Below are 19,489 nucleotides of genomic sequence, written 5' to 3'. Positions count from 1 at the left end.
CAAGACTGTGGCTAAGCGGATGCGTCTGATGGGCATTGAAGGGATGTCACCGCGTGCTTTTGTGCCGGTGACAACGACTCAATCTAAGCGTAAATCTGCTCTTCCTGACCTGGTCAAGCGCATGTGTGATACCGGTGAGCTCAATCGAGTATGGATGTCGGACATTACCTACCTGCGCACTGGTGAAGGCTGGTTGTATTTATGCGCGGTCCGCGATGGTCATTCCCGCAGGGTGCTGGGCTGGGCTATGGATAGCGTGCAAGATACATACCTGGTTGAACGAGCACTGCGGATGGCGCACGCACTTCCGCGGTGACGTTGCTGACGGGCTGGTGTTTCACGCTGACCGCAGAACGCAATTTACCAGTGAGCAGCTCTGGGAGGTGTGCCGCAACCTAGGTGTTGCTCAGTCGGTAGGGCGCACCGGGGTGTGTTTCGATAATGCAATGGCTGAGTCGTTCTGGTCGACACTTAAGACCGAGTTCTACGACCGGAAGCGCTGGCCAACCCGCGATACTGCGCGTCAGGCTGTGGCTTACTGGATTGAAGTCGTCTACAACCGTCGACGCCGGCACTGAAGCCCTCGGGATGGTCAGCCCTGTCGACTTCGAGAATCACACCAGCCTAACCACCAGCAGAAAAGAAATCGCTGCCTAACCACGAGGTAGCTTGACTACGTGTCCACGATTTGCGGGCAACCCCAGCAATGAGATCAGCGAGAAGCTGATGTAAAGTCCTGCTCTCGCGAGTTTGATCGGCGAGCTGTCGACTTCCATCGATGCTCTGCAGGCGGGAAGTCATGCGCATTTGGGCTACGGCCATGCCGGCCGGAAGACGAAAGCCTAAAGGTGAACTAGCTCACGGCGGCAATCACCGTAATGGGGTTTATACCAAGACCATCAACTCTGGCTACGGATCGTTGGAAATGACCGGGCCCAGGGAACAAGGCGGTACGTTTACTTCCCAGATGGGCATCCATTTCAGTGTTTAGCAAGCAGCTTCTTTTCAATCGCATCAATCTTGGTCTTATCGGTCGACTCTCGTCAAGCTACAGTAGCGATTCTGTTTCATCTCCTTATGTGGATTAGGTACTCATGCACAACCCATCAGACCTTCTTTGACAAGGTTCTCGGTATAAAAGATGCTGACAAGTTGCGTTCTGACTAATGAATTAGTTTGTCGATTCTTTAGTGCCGTTGCCACAGTATTCTTCCGTCTCCAAAGGGAGGAAATAGGAAAATGAGATGGGCTAAACAGCATATGCCAATACCAAAAGAGTCCATTGCAAAAGCTGGAAATGCTAAAAATGCTGCACTAAAAGGACCCATACATGCGATGATTTTTGCATCTCGAGCAAGCTTTGGCTGTTTAGTAACTACTGATATGCGGAAGAGTGTGGATTCTATCTTTGGGGGGTCCTCAGGGAGAAATATTGAAGATGCAACGATATGACCCATTTCGTGAGTCCAGAAAGGAAGGAATGCGTAAAAAAAGGATGCTTTTAGAGAAAAGGTGAGTACAGGAAGAAGGGATGTGTCTCTAAAAGCGATGGCAAATGTAGATGCCAGTAGGGCTATCCCCGCCAGGACAATTATCAAAGGGGACATCTGTCGGCATATGGCAACTGTTAATTCTCCAACCAACGATATTAACGCGTTGGCGTTTATATTTTTTCTATTCACGGGTGGAAGATTTTAAATTTTCCTTGTATCGCGTTAGTGCGCGAAAAATCAAGATGGTTATAAATGAGAAGATAAAAAGAGCCATGAAAATGATAAACAAATTCAACTGGCTATTGATTCCAAAGGTCGCGTCTAGATTGTTTCTTTCGTTTACCGAAGAAGAGAAGAAGACTGAATCGAACAAGCCGGTTGCTTTGAATTCTTCGGCGTCATTTGAGAACGCTAAATAGAGAATCGTTAAGACTGCCGCGCTGCCGGTCAAGCAAAATGCGATGATAAGACTGGCAAGCGCAGTGGAAAAGAATTTCATTATTATTCCTTAATGGTCTGGAAGTGAATTTTTCTTTATTTCGATTATTCCGGCTGACGCTACGCTTAGAAGGAAAAATAGCGTGGCGATTGCCCACCCCCAGGGGGGAAGGGAAAACACGGAAAGCCCTAAGACAAAGAATATTACAGATATAGCAGCGATGGCTATACCAGTTATAATTGCAAGAGGATTGGCTTTTTCGGAGGGAAGAATAATCCCTAAAGTTGTAGTTAGTGGAATAGTCCCAATACAGCCAATTACGCTAATTAGTCCCGTAGTGCTGTCCCCCCCAATGGCCCAAAATCCTATAAAGAAAACGAGTACAAACGGAATAGATATGCTTAACAAAGATAAGCAAAGGAAGAGGTAGACCTCAACGGGGCGTACCTTAAGAGATGGAAATTTGCGTAGCGGACTTGTTGATGAGTAGGCATAGATTCCTAGGAACGAAATTATTTCTCCGACTAGAATGGGGGGGATAGACTGAGAAATAATGAGAAGAATATAACCTCCCAGCGCGAATATTAGAGTAATCCAAGTTTCTTGCGCTCTTAAAAAACTAAGGAGGTAAGACTTAAAGAGGGTTTGGCGAATAGTAGACGGATTACTTAAGTCTCCTTTAGAGGGCGTTCTAGTAAGGATGTACTCTTTTTGTCTGGTGAAGAGCGCTCCGCTTGTTAGGGTTGCTGCTGTTAATAGAAAAATACATGAGATAACAGCCGTCAGGGAGCAAATGAAAAAGCCATACTTTTCCGAAATCCAGGTGTAGGTATCACTCCACAGGAATGCTCTGTCCCCAGATTGGAATGCTGAGGTAATTCTAGCGACTTTCGTCGTCATTCCAATCTGAGATAATCCAGCGAGTATTAGCAATACGGAAATTGCTAATATGTCTTTTATTCTTTCCAGCCGGATTACAGAAAAACCCCAAGTCAGTATGTTGTAGATGAAGGCAAGTCCAACCACTAGTGTGGCTGCGGGAAAAACGATAGAAGTAGCCACTTGGCTAGATACTTCTATCCCAAAAACAAATGGCAGGGGTGCGATAGAAGAAAAGAATATGATTATCAGAATTCCCGCGATAAATACTAATTCATTTATGAAAAGGGCAACCGAACGCTGGTGGTCTGTAACGGGAAGGCTCTCAGTTAGAGAGAGCATATTTGATGATTTGAGAAAAAGTAGTCTTACCACAATAAAGCCAATAAAGACCCATTGGGGGAGTGTCAGATTGGCTAGGTCTAAGACTAATGTGTCTATATGCTTAACTTTATCCGACCCTCTGTAAAAGAGGTAGCCGATGGTGGCCAGCACTATTAAGAGGGTGGTCCCGAGGAACGCCAACAGTATTCGCGTCCCTCGGTATCGCAGAATGCCGAGGGAGAGCATTCTTCTAATCAGGAAGGTTCTGAAAAACCTGCTTATAGATAGTGTTTCCTGAACGACTGTCACCTGTTTCCCTCCTCTACGAGGTTTTCGAGAAGAGAAGTAAGGCTGCCGTATTGGTTTGACATTTCAGTATAGGTAACGTCGCGTAGCAGCCGTCCATCTTTTAAACCTAGGTATCGGTCAGCAAGGTCTTCAGTGAGAAAATTGTCATGGGTGCATAGAATGACTGTTTTATCACGCGATAAATTAGACAGGTCTTCTTTCGCTAAGCGAAGGGACTGAAAATCAACACCATTGAGTGTTTCATCTAGGATAGTTAAATCCCTGCTCATTAAAAGAGCGCAGATGAATTGGAGCTTCTTTTTCATTCCGTGGGAGTAGTCTTCAATAAGAGAGCTAATTTGCCCGGATAGTTGATATCTCTGAAGTAAGTCGTCTAGTTTTTGAGAGTCAACTGGCTGATGGTATAGCGAAGAATAAAATTTTATTAATTCTAGTCCGGTTAGGAAATCAGGGAGGTTTTCATTGCCGGTTAGGAGCAGGGTATTCTGCTTTGCCTCCCGCGAGGCAGGGGGCAATCCGGATAGGCTGATTGTCCCGGTACTGGGGGTGAGGATTCCGGCAAGCATTTTTAGCAAAGTGCTCTTCCCGGATCCATTTGAACCAACAAGACTTACTACTCCACTGGGGGCAATCTCGAAGCTTATGTCATTGATAGCTGGAGAAGAGCTGCCAGCGTAGTAGTAGGTGATTGATGATGTAGTGAGCATTAGTCGTTATAGTGGATTAGCGCTCGCATTCCATGTTGACTGAGAATCCCCACTTTACCCATTTCCAGTGTCCGGTGAATTTGCCGTGACCTTTCGTTACGCACCACACGGCCATACCTGCTAGGAGGACGGTGCCTAGGGCGAGGAGTACTGCAACGAGTACCACGTACCAAGCGTCGTAGCGGAGCAATGCTCGGTCAAAGCGGTCCTTTGCGCTAAGCAGATATGGAAAATAGTATGCGCCCAGAGGCGAAGAGGCGAGAGCTGGCATTTCAGTAGTAGGTGCAGAGCGGGCAATGACAGTGGTCATTTGGTTTCCTTTTGGGTAGAACTGACTGGAGAGACACTTTGACATAGAAGGAAGCTTGTGTGCCCGAAAGGCATTGTATCACACAGTTATAATGTTTTCTACAGATGAAGTGAAAACGGATATCTTTACCTAGAGAGTTATTTTTCTGGATTTAGGGTTGACAGATGAGCTAAGTGCGTACGGTTCTATCCCTCTATGAGATGCCGCCTTTTCTGTAAAAGAATGGCGTGTCATAAGTTGTCCGCATCAGCGGTTAAACCCTTTGTGGTTTAGCGTTGCTGTGGAAGTTACGCCCGCGACTTCCTTGCCCGTGTGATTGCCACGTCCTGGTGCTCGTTTGCGCGTGCACGCCCTAACGTTTTGAGCGCGCTCTGTTGCTCATACTGATATGCGAATGCGCTGACGCATTGCCTGACACAAGCGCCCTGCTATCTGCTCACAGGTGTTCTCACCCCTGACCACGACCTATGCTCGCTGGCGCGCCCAGTTTCATGGCACACTTGCAGTGTGAGAGACGGCCTGCGGTGTATCAGCACTCGTGCTTATTAAAAGAATGGGCGTGAAGTGCCCCGAGTTTTGTTCCTAGGCATTTGCCTTGATTTCTATTATTCCCTGTTGCGGGTTCTTCTTCCAAAATTCGTTTTCCACCTCGGCTGGACTTCGGTATCCCAGGCTTTGGTGGAGCCTTGCCTCGTTTTACCATGACACCCACTCAAATGTGGCGATTTCTACCTCGACAGCATCATTCCACCTGCGAGTATGGATGAGCTCGTTCTTGTAGGAGCCGTTAACGTTTTCAGCTAGAGCATTGTCATTTCAGTCGCCAACTGTCCCAGTAGAAGCAGTGATCCCGTGTTGGGAAAGGCGCTGGTTGTAGACAACGCTGACGTACTGCGAGCCGTGATCCGAATGGTGAATAAGGTCTGTTGTTTCCCTCGCACTTACAATCGCTTGGTTGAGTGCTTGCAGCGGTAATGCCTGAAGTGCGCATCGAGTCCGATAATGCCCATCCGACGATCCGTCGGGAGTAAACGTCAGTGACAAACGCGGTGTACACAAAACCCTTCTTCGTGCGCACGTAGGTAATGTCGGCCACCCACAGCTTGTTTAAGGCCCTGGGCTTTGAACTCACGCTCGACCAAATCCGGGCGCAGATCCGGCACGTTGAGGTGTGCGGGTTGTGATTGGTGATCCGCCTTTGCCTTTGCCAGAAACACCGGCCAGGCGCATCAGCCGGGCGGTTTGCTCACGGCCGATATCTATTCCGTCACGGTGAAGTGCATGCCACATTTTCCGCACGCCTAAGACACCGTAATTATCCCGATGAACAGCACTAATGCGTTCAACTAGCACGGCCGTCACGAAGGCGACGAGCGCTTAACCCACGGGCTTTGGACTGGCGATAACCACGCGAGGTGATGAACCCACCAGCCCGGTTATTTTTCAACGTCTTGCAGATGAACTCGACAGAGAAATGATTCCGGTATTTATCGATGAACCGGATCATTTCCGACGTTTGGGGTCGAGTTCCGACGCGAAAAAAGCTGACGCGGCCTTCAGTAACTCGTTGGTATCTCGAAGCTGGTGATTTTCGCGGCGTAGCCTGGCGTTTTCGGCGGCCAAGTCTTCGGGCACTGGTTCTGGGGTGTTTCCTGCACGGCGAGCAGGCTTAAGTCCATTGACGAGCTGTGTGCCATGAAACCCCCAACTTTGGAGCTACTGCCTGGCACGCGGGGTGCATCGACATGTTTTCCGCCAAGATGCGGTCTTCCACGAGACGGACCACACGGTTCTTTGCATCTTGGTCAAATTTTCTTGGCATGTTCCAGACTTTCCCATCTACTCAAACGGAACAAGACCTGGGACACTTCAACCCGACCGGGTCAAGTATCAGGTGGCAACCAAACAGGAGTCATCTCCGAGGGCAGGAGAGCACGCGAATCCACGCCAAACAACGCAGAAATACAGGATGACAAAACGTTACGTCAGGATGACGACATGGGGTTAGCGTCCTGCAGACGATTTTACTCGCCGGTTATTCCTGATGCCTGTTTTTGATGCGATTGACCAGTACTGCTCCAACTATGGTGAGCAGTATGAGGATGAGAAACCCTAGGATCGACTTGTTTGCGATGCCGACATAACTTGAAATTGCCAGACCAAATAGTGCAACGACAATCGCATTAGGAGATATTTTATGCCTGTTCATTAGTTCCCTTTCACACTTGAAAGTTAAGTGGGCCTGACCCAGACAGAACGGCTGAATCGGGAAATCCGGCGGCGTACCGACGTTGTAGGGTTCTTCCCTAACCGCAGGTCTGTGATCCGCCTGGTCGGCTCTGTGCTAGCCGAACAACATGATGATTGGATCCAGCAAAAGCGGTACATGTCGCTAGCGAACTTGGAACAAACCCGAAACCTCATAGCCGCCAACACCTTCAATGCTAGCAACACAAAGGCCCCGACGAAGCAGCCTAATGAACCGACATCAACTCCCGAGCCGGACCCCAACACTGCCCTTGGCGCTGTCCTCGATTCAGAAAGAACAAATACACCACTTCTACGGACTTGACCATCCCCGCCATAGACAGGGCATCGAGGATGATTTTACTCATCCTTTCATCGTGATCCGAACCGGCTAGCACAGCAGGAAGTTGTGTACGGTATTTCCCGGTCAAAGACCGGTGATCCCGTAAAAGAGTGGAAAAGGACTAGTACCACCAGCCCAGACTCTCTAACGAGACAACCTTAACCACGCATCCTGCCGTCTAGCCTCGGAACCTTAAATCTGTGCGAAATATTCTCAGCTTAGAACGGCAGGTTGAATGGCAGACCAGCCAAGAACTGGTTGTACGCCAAGAAGGCGTGGCCGATGATTTCACCAATCAGGTCGATTGCGCTGGACAAAGCAAACAAGGTTTTCTCCTTCAACTGTCACGAAACTCTTATTTAGGTATCGCGACAACATAGCGCCGCGTTACATCGGCGCAATATTGTGTTTTTTGGGCAGGTCATGGGCCGACTTCGTGGCCAATTGCCGCAGCGCCTGGCGCAGGGCAATGCGCGATTGATTTGGCTGAATCATGGCATCGAGGTAGCCGCGTTCCGCTGCCACGTAGGGTGCTGTCATGGTCTCATCGTAGAAGTCCATGAACATCTTCTTGGTCATCTCGCGCTGCTCTGGGGTCTCGGCGGCCTCAAGCTGCTTTCCCGCAATCATGACCACGGCGGCGGCAGCACCCATGACAGCGATCTGCGCGGTAGGCCACGCCAAGTTAATATCGCCGCTCAAGTTCTTCGACCCCATGACGGCATAGGCGCCGCCGTAGGCCTTGCGCACGATGAGCGAGACCTTCGGCACGGTGGCTTCCACGACGGCGAAGGCAAACTTCGCACCGCGGTGAATCAGGCCCACCTTCTCCTGTTCCACACCCGGCAGGTAGCCCGGCGTATCGACTACGAAGACGAGCGGAACATTGTAGGCATCGCAGATGCGGATAAAGCGCGCGCCCTTATCGGCGGCATCGGCATCAATGCACCCGGCCAAGTGCATGGGGTTATTGGCCACAAAACCCACCGTCTTGCCGTCGATGCGGCCAAAGGCGGTGATCATATTCGGCGCGAAGTTTTCCTGGATTTCGATGATCTCATCGTCATCGCCAAGCTGGGTGAGAAGGTCCATCATGTCGTAACCGGCATTGGTGTCATCCGGCATGAAGGAATTCAGGTCCTCATCCTCGGTGATTTCGGCATCAGACGGCGCGGGGAAAGTCGGCGATTCATCAAAGCAGGTCAGCGGCAGGTGATCCAAAATATCGCGCACCATGTCAAAGGCGTCTTCCTCAGAATCCACCACGGCGGAAACGTTGCCGTTCAGCTCCTGTTGGCGGGCGCCGCCGAGCTCAGCGGAGGTGACGTCTTCACCGGTAACCTCACGGATGACGTTGGGGCCGGTGACATACATTTCCGCTTCCTCATCCACCGCGATGACAAAGTCAGTGGTCACCGGAGCGTAGACCGCGCCGCCGGCGGATTTACCCATCATGATGGAAATCTGCGGGCTGCGGCCAGATAGCGGCAGCTGGCGGCGGGCGATTTCGGAGTACATGGCTAGCGAAGTCACCGCGTCTTGGATACGTGCACCACCGGAATCCTGGATACCGATGACCGGGCAGCCAATCTTGATGGCCATATCCATGATCTCGGTGACTTTCTTACCAAAGGTGACACCCACGGAACCGCCGTAGACCGTCTTGTCGTGAGCATAGATGCATACGGGCCGACCGGATACGCGGCCATAGCCTGTGACCACGCCATCGGAATAGATGGCTTCCGGGTCACCCGGGGTCTTGCCCAAGGAGCCCGTTTCCACAAAGGAACCTTCATCCAAGAGCTCGTTGATGCGCTGGCGAGGAGTGGTACGGCCTGCCTCGTCGCGGCGTGTGCGGGAACGCTCACTGCCTGGATCTTGCGCCTCATCTAGGCGCTTGCGCAGGTCAGCGAGTTTCTCAGCGGTTGTTTGCTTGGCCGCCACGTATCTTCTCCTCGATCCAATCGTTCATATGCTTGCCCACGGTGCCAATGGCTGGCTCGTCCGGCACTGCCAAGTGATCACCGGGCAGCTGCACAATTTCTAGATCCTTAACGATAACGCCCCAGCCGCCATCCGGATCAATCTCAGCGTAGCGCGGCTCTAGCTCGATCGCACCGTCATGCATCCGCTCTGAGCGGAAGAGCACCACAGGAACGCTGACATCGGCCCAGCGGTGGAAATCGATCTTGGCCAAAATCTGGTTATCCACAAAGGACGCGCGCTGGTGCTCCAAGACGCCGGCGGAAAGGCCGTGTTCGGAGGCATCCGTCGTGGCCAAGAATTCCGCCAGCATGGTCATCAGAGCGTCCTCACCCATGGTGTCCAGCATCTCGTAAGGCGGCTCGAAGTCCAAGCCATAGGTCTTCTTAGCAAAGGCGGCGTAGCGCTCCCACCGGGCGCGGGTTTCCTCCGGCGTATCCGGTGCCGGGTGGGACGGCTGCGTGGTATCGAGCAAGGAAATGAAGGCGACCTCTGCGCTCTCCTCCCCACGCTTGCTGCGCTCTGCCAGCTGGTAGGCCACCTCGTAGGCCAAAGCGCCGCCAAAGGACCAACCGCCGAGGACGACCTTGCGGCCGCGCGCATAGCGAACGATGTCCTCGATATAAGCGGCGGCTCGCTCTTCTAAGGAGCCCTCAATCCTTTCCACGCCGTAGACGGCGACATCCGCTGGCAGCCTGCGGGTCAGCGGTTGGTAGACCACCGTGGTTCCACCGGCCGGATGGAACATGAACACGGCGGGCCCATCGGCCTCGCGCAAGACGCGGATATTGCCTTCCACCTCGGTCTCGAGGCCCTCGCGGACCAGGTCAGACAATGTTTCCAGTGCTTCGGCGTCGAGGACCTGCTGCGCGGTGACATCGATGTGGGCGCGCTCGCGCAAACGCTCGGCAATCTGTGCTGCCACTTCCTCGGAGATTTCCGGAAGCGGCGAGGTCACGCCCGCCGGGGCCTTACCGGTAATGCTTGCCCACGTGCCAAAGACCATGCGTTCAGAGGCATCGCGCGGGGCAATGCCCACGCCCTGCTCCGAGTCTTGGGTGGTCTCGTCTGCTGCGGCCGCAGATTCTGTAGCCGCCGGTGCAGCGTCGGCGCTAGTATCACCGTTATCTATACGGCCGCCCGCAACGGCTTCCTCGACCATGGTGATGACGTCTGCCAAGGAGGCATCGCGAAGCGCCTGTACCTGCAAGGGTGGAATCTGGAAGTCATTTTCCACGCGGTTTTTAATGCGCATGCCCATCAAGGAATCGAGGCCCAGGTCAATCAGCGGCAGCTCGCGCGGGAGATCCGAGACGTCATAGCCCATGGATTCGGACACGATAAGCGCCAAGCGGTCCTCGACGGTCTCTTGCCGTGGATCCCAGCGCACGGCATCCACATCCTCCTCCTCGGCAGCCGTCTCCGTGCCGGCGTTGCCCTCTGGCACCGCCGCCACCCCAGGGATCGCGCCCGCGCCCAAATCCAGGCCGGAGGCAAAACCTTCCGCCAAGAGCTCAGTGCGCGTGTCCTGCACGCTATAGACGGCAATGGACATTCCACCAATGGACGTGGTGACGACGGTAGTAATTTCCCCGTACGGCGGGAGATCGCGGTGTTCCTCCGCGGCCACGATGTGTGCCCCAGGCTGCACCGCTTCTGCGGCGGCCTCCACGATGGCCAGCGCGGACGGGGCTTGGTCGGCGTTGGTGGAAAAGGCCACCTTGCCCTCCGGCAAGTTCACGCGGTTACCGGGCAGGCCGGAGACCCCGCCCGAAGGCCGCGCATTGGTCCAAAAACGCTGGCGGTTGAACTGCGTATACGGCGCTTCTGCCTGCGCGCCCGACCCCACTACGGCGGCGAAATTCACCGGGGTTCCCGTCACGTAGAGCTTGCTCAACAAATCCAACAAAGACTCGGTAGGGTCCACCTTGCGCTTTAAGCTATACAGCAATTGCGCATCGGCCTTGCCCACGGCAAACGCCGTAGACATAAGCCCCATGAGCGCCACCGGGTTCGGCGAAATCTCCACCAGCTGGGTGTGCCCTGCGGCAATGGCTTGTTCCGTAGCGTCCTGCAGGTACACCGGGTAGCGGGTCATGCGCAGCCAGTAATCCTCATCGTGGACGGTGGTACCGGGGCGATAGACCTCGCCCTTATCCACGGAGGAAAAGAGCGTCGTATGCAGCGGGCGGGCCTCCATGCCGGCGATGGCTGCTTCGAGCTCGCCCAAAATCGGGTCGACGGCAGAGGTATGCCCCGCGGCCTTCACGTTGAGGGCGCGGGCGAATTTCCCTTCATCGTCGAGTTTTTCCACCAGCTCCAGTACCGCCTGGCGCGGACCACCCACGGTAGTCATGCCGGGGCCGGTATAGACGGCTGGCTCGATGGATGTATCGAGGGCGGCAATGTCTTCGGCGGATAGCTCGACGACGGCCATGGCTCCTTGCTCGGCATCGCTTAGCGATGCCTCTCCCTCACCCATCAAGCGCGCGCGGTGACAAGCAATAATCATCGCATCCCGCGCGGAAATTCCACCTGCGGCATAGGCCGCGGCGATTTCACCCATGGACATGCCCATAACGCCCGCCGGACGCACGCCGAAGGAGGCCAGTAGGTCCGTCAGCGCGATCTGGATGGCGGTGATGGCAACCTGCGCCGTTTCCGTGTCATAGGTTTGGGAATCGTCTTCAACGATGCCCAGGATGGACCAGCCCGACTCGAAATCCACGATGGCATCGAGCTCTTTCAGCCGCGCGCTAAACAGCGGTGAGAGGGCGATCATGTCCTTCGCCATCTTGCGGTGTTGGGAACCAAAGCCTGAATATACGAAGACCGGCCCCTGCACCTGCGGGGAATCCGCGGCGGCAATGCCGACAGACACCTTGCCCTCGGCCACCTGGCGCAGGCGCTTAATGGCCTCTTCAGTGGAGCTAGCCATGACGACGGCGCGCGAGCGCGAGTGGTTGCGGCGGGCAACCGTGCGCGCAACATCTGCCAAGTCTGGCTGCTCTGCCTCTAAGAAATCCGCGAGCAGGCCGGCCGCACGCGCGCGGCGAGACGGCAAGAGGCCAGAGACCGGCAACGCCACCGTTTCGGTGGATAACTGCGGATCACTGCTGTGCGGGGTGCCCTGGTAATCCGTCAAGACGACGTGGACATTCGTGCCGCCAAAGCCAAAGCCCGATACGCCGGCCACCTTTTTCCCAGAGTATTCAGGCCATTCGCGCGGGTCTTCAACGACCTCGAGGCGCTCGCCCACGAAATCGATATAGCGATTGGGCCCGGAGTAATTGATATTCGCCGGGATAATATCGTGCCGCATGGCCTCGATGACCTTGATGAGGCCTACGACACCCGCAGCGGATTCAGAGTGGCCGATATTGGTCTTGGCAGAGCCCAAGAGGACGGGCGATTCCATCCCACGCCCAGTACCCAGCACGCGACCGAGCGCGCTAGCCTCGATGGGATCTCCCAAGATGGTGCCCGTTCCGTGGGCCTCCACATAATCCACATCCTCGGGTGCTACGCCCGCGTCCGCGTAGGCACGGCGCAGCACGTCTTCTTGCGCTTCTGGATTAGGTGCGGTCAGGCCATTCGAGTGACCATCGGAATTGACGGCAGAGCCCTTAAGAACGGCTAGGATTTCATCGCCATCGACCTCCGCGTCCTCTAGGCGCTTGAGCACCAGAACACCGGCGGCATCGGCACGCACGATGCCATCGGCGTCATCAGAAAAAGCATGAATGGCGCTGGTAGGAGAAGTAACGCCCAATTCCGAAAAGGCGGTGGAAGCGTGCGGGGCAGCCAAGATATTCACGCCACCCGCCAGCGCTACATCGGCGGCGCCGGTGCGCAGATCCTTGATTGCATGGTCAACCGCGACCAAGGAAGACGAGCAGGCCGTATCCACATTGATGGACGGGCCGCGGAAATCCAGGGCATAAGAAATGCGGTTGGCAACGATTGCCGAGGAACTACCCGTGAGCGCATAAGGATGCATCTCCGTGGGATCGGCGGTAATCAGCATGCCGTAATCATTATTGGTCGAGCCCATGTACACGCCCGTGTGCGTGCCGCGCAGCTCATTGGCGGGAAGGCCCGCGTTCTCCAACGCGTGCCATACCAACTCGAGCAGGATGCGCTGCTGCGGATCCATATTCGCGGCCTCCAGCGGCGATAGGCCGAAGAACTCCGCATCAAAGGACGCAACATCGTCGATATAACCGCCATCGGTATTGTGCTGCGCGATCTTCTCACTCATTACGGGATCGGCGCTGTACTCAGACCACCGCCCCACCGGCAGCGGCCCCGTGCCCGCGCGCGATTCAGCGAGCATGGTCCAAAATTCCGGCACATCTTTAGCGCCTGGGAAACGTCCAGACAAGCCGATAACCGCAATATCAGACCCCCGCGCGGCGCGAGCTTTGCGCTGCACGCGCGGTGCATCGTCATGTCGCCCCGCGGGCTCATTAAGCAAGCGATTAGCTAGAAGCTCAATCGTGGGGTACTCATACGCCACCGTCGCATCGAGCCGCGTGCCTAAAAGATTTTCTAATTCGCCCGACAGCACTACGGCATCCCGAGAAGAAAGACCATAGTTTTCCAGTGGGGTGGAATCTAAAATCTCTGTGGCCGCTACGCCCGTGGCCTGGGATACCCAGTCACGCAGCCATGCACGAAGTTGCTCGATGGTCATAAACCGTCTTTCCTAGTGGGGTTAATAGAACGACAAATACCTATATCGCTCTATTTTGTCACCTTGTTAACTTAACGTCCGAATCCGGCTTTAGGCTTGGTAGTCCTTTTTCGCCACGCGGCGGGCAATCTTATGCGAGGAGGTGCGCTTAATTTCCCCTGGCGCCTTCCACACGATATCGCTCGGGGTAATGCCGTGATTCTTTGTCACGGCCGTGCGAATTGCGTCGCTGGCGGCGGCGTCGCCGGACGGATCCGCGTCATCGGCGCGCTCCACCAAGAGCACCAAGGATTCTGAGTTTTCGCCCTCCACGGCAAACGCAGCGATGGAATCTGGGCGCACGTGCGCGGATGCGTCCTGCACGGTGCCTTCAATATCCTGCGGGTAGTGATTGCGCCCGGCGATGACAATGAGATCCTTAAGCCGTCCGGTGATATACAGCTCGCCCTCGATGATGGTAGCGAGATCGCCAGTGGCCATCCACCAGTCATCCTCTGGTAGGCCATCCTGGATGCGCTCACCCAGGGTATTGCGGAAGGTAGCCGCGGTTTCTTCTGGGCGGTTGAGATAGCCAGTTGCCATATTTTGTCCATGCACCCAGATTTCACCGATGGTGCCCTCTGGGACCTCGGCCTTGGTTTCAGGATCCACGATGGCAAGGTGCTGGAACGAAACGCCCTGGCCATTCGAGGCGAAGGCAACCGTTGCAGCTGACTTTTCCTCAATAACAGCGTGCCCGTCCGCCAATTTTTCGCGGTTGAAATGGGAAATGACGGGGCGCTTTTTATCCTGTGCGGTAGCGACGATGAGGGTTGCTTCCGCCAAACCATAGGAGGGACGCAGCACGGAACGCTCGACGCTGAAGGTATCTAGGAATTTCTGCACCGCTGGTTCCGTCACCGGTTCAGAACCAATGAGGATTCCATCAACGTTGGAGAAATCCGCGTCCTTGCCGTAGCGCGCGGCCAATTCCAAGGCGAAATTGGGCACGGCGGTATAGGTATTCTTCTCTTCACCCGGCTGGCGGCTGATGCGCTCAACCCACCGGTTGGGATGCTGGATGAAGTCGCGCGGGGTCATCATGTCCAATTCGATGCCCAGAATAGTGGTGAATAGCGCCAAGATGATGCCCATATCGTGGTGCATCGGCAGCCACGACACCACGCGTGGCGGGAACTGCAGGTTCACAGCCCGGAAAATTTGGAGCACATTCACCAAAATCGCGCGGTTGCTCAGCTCCACGCCAGCAGGGGTGCGCGTGGAACCAGAGGTGTACTGCAAGAAGGCGGTGGAATCCACGCCCTCGCCAGCAACCGGCTTCCATGACGCCGCCAAGGAATCTGGCAGCGCATTGATGGAGATGACGCGCGGGCGCTCGCGCTCGGTGGAGAAATAGGTGCGCACCGCCGCGGCCGATACGCGGTTGGTCAACACAACAGTGGGCTCACAGTCAGCAAAAACCGCCTTGAGGTGATCCGCGTGCCCGGGCTCATTCGGATCATAGAGCGGAATCGGGGTCATTCCCGCGTACATCGCGCCCAAGAAACCGAAGAGGTACTCGGGGGAGTTGCCCGCCAGGATGGCCACGCGGGTGCCGGGTTCTGTTACCTGTTGCAGGCGCGCTGCCACCACTTTGATCCGGGTATTGATCTCCTGGCGGCTGAGCTTACGGGCGGTGTCTTCCTCACCGTAGAGCCACTGTCGCATTACTACCTGCGAGGTATCCGCGTCTGCCTGGTAGAGGGTCTCGGCCAAGCCTGCCAAGGTGAGTTCTGCGGGGAGGGCGATATTGCCCTCGGCGTCAAAAAACTTCCCCATGAGTTGCTGTAAATCCATCGATTCTCCTTTGGTAAATGCTTTTGTCTTAAAAAATATCGATGTTATAGCGCCTCATATTACACGGCATCAATGACACGGTGGGCCCAGTCCACAACCCACTGGTTCGCAGTAGTCCCCTCAATCACGCCGCCGTTATCGGCGTACTGCGCGTGTACTCCATTGGCCCCGATCAAATCCTTGGCGCGTTCCAAACCATTGCCCACGCCGGTGGGCGCATCGCACACGGAGTCATTGGGAGCACAGATCTGGAAGGTCCTATCCGCGAGCTCACCGAAGCCGTGCGGGCGCGCACCGCGCATGGTCGCTCCGGGCACGATGGGCTGGACAAGCCCGGAGACGGGTTCCAAGGCGATTTCGGCACCGATTCCACCGAGCTCGTGGCCTGGATTTTGGCCCACGCCGTTTTCCCGACGGCCATCTGCAATCAGCGCCACGCCCGCAATATTATCCGCCGGGATTACGCCTTCGCCGCCGCCGATATCATCCGCGACATCGCCGGCGATGACCGCGCCTTGGGAGAAACCGCTCAAAATGAACTTGGTCTGTGGGCAGCTATCGTGCATGCCGCGCAGCTCCTCATTCAGCTTCGCGGTGCCCTCATTGCGGGAATCGTCGTAGCTCATTTCCTCCTGCGCATTGATGTTTTTAAATTGCGCAGTATAAGGAAGGGTCCATACCTTTACATTATCCCCGTAAGCCTCCTGCAACGGCTGCGTAATAGACAGCATGAACGAGCGCGGATTAGCAGAAGGATTGAGGGGATCATCGTCGGCGGCAGATTCCCAGGTACCTGGCGCGGAAATAAACTCCACGGCCGGGCACCAATCCGGCTGGGATTGCTCCGGTGGTGCTGCAGACTCTGACTCCTTGGGGGCGCTAGGCCCCGCCGAGTCCGAGGTCGTGAGGTAGTGCACCGCCCCCACGCCGATGACGACGAGAAGGGCAAGGACGGCAACAACGGTAATGATTTTTCGCATGAACTAGTTGTACCCGGAAAACCTCAAAGGAAGCTAGCAAAGGGCTGAACGTGCGTTGTTCTGAAGCAGCTTGGTGAGCTCGTCAAAGTCCTTATCAGAGCGTTGCTGCTCAATCAGTTGCCCGGCCACTGCGGGAATAGTGATGTCATTGTCACCGCAAGCGCCCTGGCCTGCACCGAGGAGCTGATCTTCTACCCCATCGACGTTCACGCCAGCATCCTTTAACGAATCCAGATACGCAGCCTCTTCCTTGGGCAGCTGCGCGGACGGGATTTCAGAGATCTCGCGGGCACCACGGTCCTCCGGGGAGTTCGCGGAACCAGACCCGTTCCGCGGCTCAGCGGAGCCCTTGGAATCGTGCTTGGACTCGGAGGGCTCCTCCGAGGAGGAAGCGCTGCTAGATGCAGACTCGCTGCTGCTCGTGGTCGATTCTTCGGAGGTCTTTTCACGCGACAGCGGCGCCACCGAAGTGTCATTGCCGGAGTCACTATCCACGGTGGCAGAGTCACACCCTGCCAAGCCGAGGCATAAGACCGCTCCTACGATGGCTAATTTACGCATGCTTATTTCTTTTCAGCCTGTACGCGGCCCATGACTTCACTGATCGTTCCGTGCTGGAACTCCTGCTTCAATCCACCAGCTGCGATTTCGGAGTAATCAGAGGTGGGCCAGCCAAATTCGCCGTGTTCCCAGCCCTTCTTACCCCATTCATCCATGATGGCACCCTTCAAGATGTAGTGCGCACCGGATTCTGGGGACCAGTAGATGGAGCCATGCTCAAATTCCTGGAAGAAGCCATTGCCATCCTTGACCTTCTTCTCACCGTCCGTGGGGAAGCCCAGTGGGGATTCGACACCGCCCATATCCTTGTACTTTTTGCCAATGGCACCAAAGGACACCTGGTTCTTGCCGTCCGGGTTGCGGGTCAAAACGCCGTTTTGGAATTCCTGGGTAAAGCCTTCGCCCACCTTCTTGACCGGGCCGGTCGGGTACTTCAGATCGCCGCCTTCATAGCCCTTCTCGCCCCACTTCTTAAACATGTCGCCGGTGATTTCCCAGGCGCCGGTCTCTGGGCTCCAGTAAATGGAACCGTTTTCGAAGTGCACGTAGCGTCCCTTGCCATCTGGCGTCTTAAGTTCATCGGACTTCGGGAAGCCCAACCAAGTGGTAGGGCCACCGATTTCCGCATAGCGGGCGCCAATGCGGCCGTACAGGGCATGCGCACCGGTCTCCGGGGACCAGTACGCCGTACCAGTTTCGAAGTCTTGTGCCTTGCCCTTATCAGCAACGTCATATTCGTTATTCAGGCAGGAACCGATGCGGCCTTCCTTGGTGGCCTTGGCGATCTCGCCTTCGGTCTGACAGTTCGCACCGCGGTCGGCCTTGTCAATATTGAGGGCATCCGCAATGTACGGCCATGCATTCTGCATCTCAAATTGCCAGAATTCCCAGCTGTGCACGCCGGAGGGGCGGAATTTCACCACAGGTTCCACATTGGCGCGCTTCGCGTAATCCACGAAGGTCTGGGTGGACATGCGGGAGATGACCTCGAGCCCCATGCCGGCCAAGCTGGCCTGACCCTTGGCCACGGAGGTGGCATTGCCAAAGTCATCCTTGCCGTTACCGGCAGAGACATAGACCTGCATGTCCTTGAGGTTTTCGATGCCCAGCTTCGGATCGTGGTCGATCCAGTCCTGCGAGCCCGGCTCGCCCCACATCTTGTGGGAATCGAATCCACCGGCATCGCGCTGCGCGGCCATGATGGCCTGCGGCATGCCGCGGGTGGTCGTATCCAGGTAGCCAGAGAACGAACCCACGAAACCGAACAGGTGGGGGTTGCGCTCCGCCAAGTTGATCGCCGCGGTACCACCCATGGACAGCCCAGTGACCGCACGCTTCTGGTTGGAGCGGTATTCCTTATCCAAGATGGGAACCAATTCCTTGGTCAGGAAGGTCTCCCACTTGTAGTTCTTGCCTGCATCCGGCTGCTGCCAGTCGGAGTAGAAGGAGGATTCGCCGCCCACTGGCATAATGAGGTTGACGTTGCGGTCCGCGTACTGGTTGAGGATATTGGTCTCAATGGTCCAGCCGGACTCGTCATCGCGGGCGCGCAGGCCATCAAGTGCCCATACCTCTGGGAACTTCTTCTCCGGCTGCGAATACCAGTCGCGCGCGAGCTGGATCTGCACCTTCTGCTCGTGATCCGGCATGGCTGCGGACTGGATATAAACCATCAGGTGACGGTTGGACAGGTACTCCACACGGTTGATCTTTACACCATCCGGCAGGCCCTCCACCTGTGGGTATTCGGTTTCCACTGGGGTACGGGCCGGCGGATCCTTGGGCGCAAAGTGATCAGACAGACTGCTACCGTTGCCTGACTGAGCAGAGCTCATGTCACCGAGAGAGCTTTGGGCGGTGGCATTGGGCAGCAGGGCAAGTCCAACAGCAATGGCGGTCGGCATGGCTGCTACCGCGAGCCCCTTGCGGGCCTTGCCCGGGGAAGTGTTTTTGCGCATAGGTAAACGTCCTTGAAAATTTACCGCGGCCGCATTCCGAAGGTTCCCCTCCTCCGGACTGCTACCTGCGGCGTGAGCTGTCTATTGTGCGCTTAAGTTTAAGTTGAACTTGAGGCTTTGGGAAGGCTGACACGCCGTACAAAGTTATATCACCATTTATCTTGATAGATCCTGCCCATTACGTTGTTAGCAGTTCCGCTTGAGGTTACCCAGGATTCGTAACTCTGCCCCTGTGCAGGGGCAGGTTATGTTTGTCTGCGTTCCTTTTGCTTTTCTTTTTGAGGAGCAGTGGAACTAGTCGCTGGCTTCGGTATGGCTTATTTTCGTCCCTGTCTGACAATGATCCGGGGGGTGATGCCGCCGAAGGCAGTGACATACTCCAAACTGCTAATAGGAACCTGACCCACATCAAGTGTGTGAGGTC

11 protein-coding genes and 3 pseudogenes are annotated in these 19,489 nt (G+C 55.4%); 2 read left to right on the top strand and 12 right to left on the bottom strand.

What is annotated here, in order from left to right; all coding sequences use genetic code 11:
* A pseudogene (locus ABRP98_RS10015) lies at positions 1-612 on the top strand (IS3 family transposase); the annotation flags it as partial.
* Positions 613-1,674: 1,062 nt separating this feature from the next.
* Here ABRP98_RS10015 and ABRP98_RS10010 read toward each other — a convergent pair.
* The 6 genes and pseudogenes from ABRP98_RS10010 to ABRP98_RS09985 form a co-directional block, all read right to left on the bottom strand.
* Positions 1,675-1,992 (bottom strand): hypothetical protein, encoded by a 318-nt coding sequence (locus ABRP98_RS10010; protein WP_284771349.1) that lies wholly within the window; start codon positions 1,990-1,992, stop codon positions 1,675-1,677.
* Between the two features lie 9 nt (positions 1,993-2,001).
* Complete coding sequence (locus tag ABRP98_RS10005) at positions 2,002-3,444, bottom strand: hypothetical protein (protein WP_349859034.1); 1,443 nt, start codon at positions 3,442-3,444, stop codon at positions 2,002-2,004.
* Complete coding sequence (locus ABRP98_RS10000; protein WP_349859032.1) at positions 3,441-4,151, bottom strand: ATP-binding cassette domain-containing protein; 711 nt, start codon at positions 4,149-4,151, stop codon at positions 3,441-3,443. Before ABRP98_RS10000 ends, ABRP98_RS10005 begins: the two co-directional genes overlap by 4 nt.
* A 1,121-nt stretch (positions 4,152-5,272) precedes the next feature.
* Positions 5,273-5,518, bottom strand: coding sequence for a hypothetical protein (locus ABRP98_RS09995; RefSeq protein ID WP_349859036.1), 246 nt, complete (start codon positions 5,516-5,518; stop codon positions 5,273-5,275).
* Positions 5,519-5,589: 71 nt separating this feature from the next.
* Positions 5,590-5,751 carry a hypothetical protein gene (locus ABRP98_RS09990; RefSeq protein ID WP_284637196.1) on the bottom strand — a complete coding sequence of 54 codons (162 nt, stop codon included), beginning with the start codon at positions 5,749-5,751 and terminating at the stop codon, positions 5,590-5,592.
* Positions 5,752-6,130: 379 nt separating this feature from the next.
* A pseudogene (locus ABRP98_RS09985) lies at positions 6,131-6,329 on the bottom strand (hypothetical protein).
* Between the two features lie 386 nt (positions 6,330-6,715).
* Here ABRP98_RS09985 and ABRP98_RS11815 point away from each other — a divergent pair.
* A pseudogene (locus ABRP98_RS11815) lies at positions 6,716-7,033 on the top strand (transposase); the annotation flags it as partial.
* Positions 7,034-7,438: 405 nt separating this feature from the next.
* On the opposite strand, the gene ABRP98_RS09975 reads toward ABRP98_RS11815, so the two are convergent.
* The 6 genes from ABRP98_RS09975 to ABRP98_RS09950 all read right to left on the bottom strand — a co-directional run bounded on the left by ABRP98_RS09975 (position 7,439) and on the right by ABRP98_RS09950 (position 19,065).
* Positions 7,439-8,995 (bottom strand): acyl-CoA carboxylase subunit beta, encoded by a 1,557-nt coding sequence (locus tag ABRP98_RS09975; RefSeq protein ID WP_284783745.1) that lies wholly within the window; start codon positions 8,993-8,995, stop codon positions 7,439-7,441.
* Positions 8,970-13,730: a beta-ketoacyl synthase N-terminal-like domain-containing protein gene (locus tag ABRP98_RS09970; RefSeq protein WP_349859030.1), complete on the bottom strand. Its 4,761-nt coding sequence runs from the start codon at positions 13,728-13,730 to the stop codon at positions 8,970-8,972. The genes ABRP98_RS09975 and ABRP98_RS09970 overlap by 26 nt, the downstream gene beginning before the upstream one ends.
* Before the next feature lie 90 nt (positions 13,731-13,820).
* Positions 13,821-15,566 (bottom strand): FadD32-like long-chain-fatty-acid--AMP ligase, encoded by a 1,746-nt coding sequence (locus ABRP98_RS09965; protein WP_349859028.1) that lies wholly within the window; start codon positions 15,564-15,566, stop codon positions 13,821-13,823.
* A gap of 59 nt (positions 15,567-15,625) precedes the next feature.
* Positions 15,626-16,546, bottom strand: a complete 921-nt coding sequence (locus ABRP98_RS09960) for a cutinase family protein (RefSeq protein WP_349859026.1) — start codon at positions 16,544-16,546, stop codon at positions 15,626-15,628.
* A 33-nt stretch (positions 16,547-16,579) separates the two neighbouring features.
* Positions 16,580-17,107, bottom strand: a complete 528-nt coding sequence (locus ABRP98_RS09955; protein WP_349859024.1) for a hypothetical protein — start codon at positions 17,105-17,107, stop codon at positions 16,580-16,582.
* A 2-nt stretch (positions 17,108-17,109) separates the two neighbouring features.
* Complete coding sequence (locus ABRP98_RS09950) at positions 17,110-19,065, bottom strand: alpha/beta hydrolase-fold protein (RefSeq protein WP_349859022.1); 1,956 nt, start codon at positions 19,063-19,065, stop codon at positions 17,110-17,112.
* Positions 19,066-19,489: the final 424 nt, after the last annotated feature.

It is taken from the genome of Corynebacterium sp. KPL2838 (assembly GCF_040225455.1).
GTDB lineage: Bacteria > Actinomycetota > Actinomycetes > Mycobacteriales > Mycobacteriaceae > Corynebacterium > Corynebacterium rhinophilum.
This window is presented reverse-complemented; position numbering and strand designations above follow the sequence as displayed.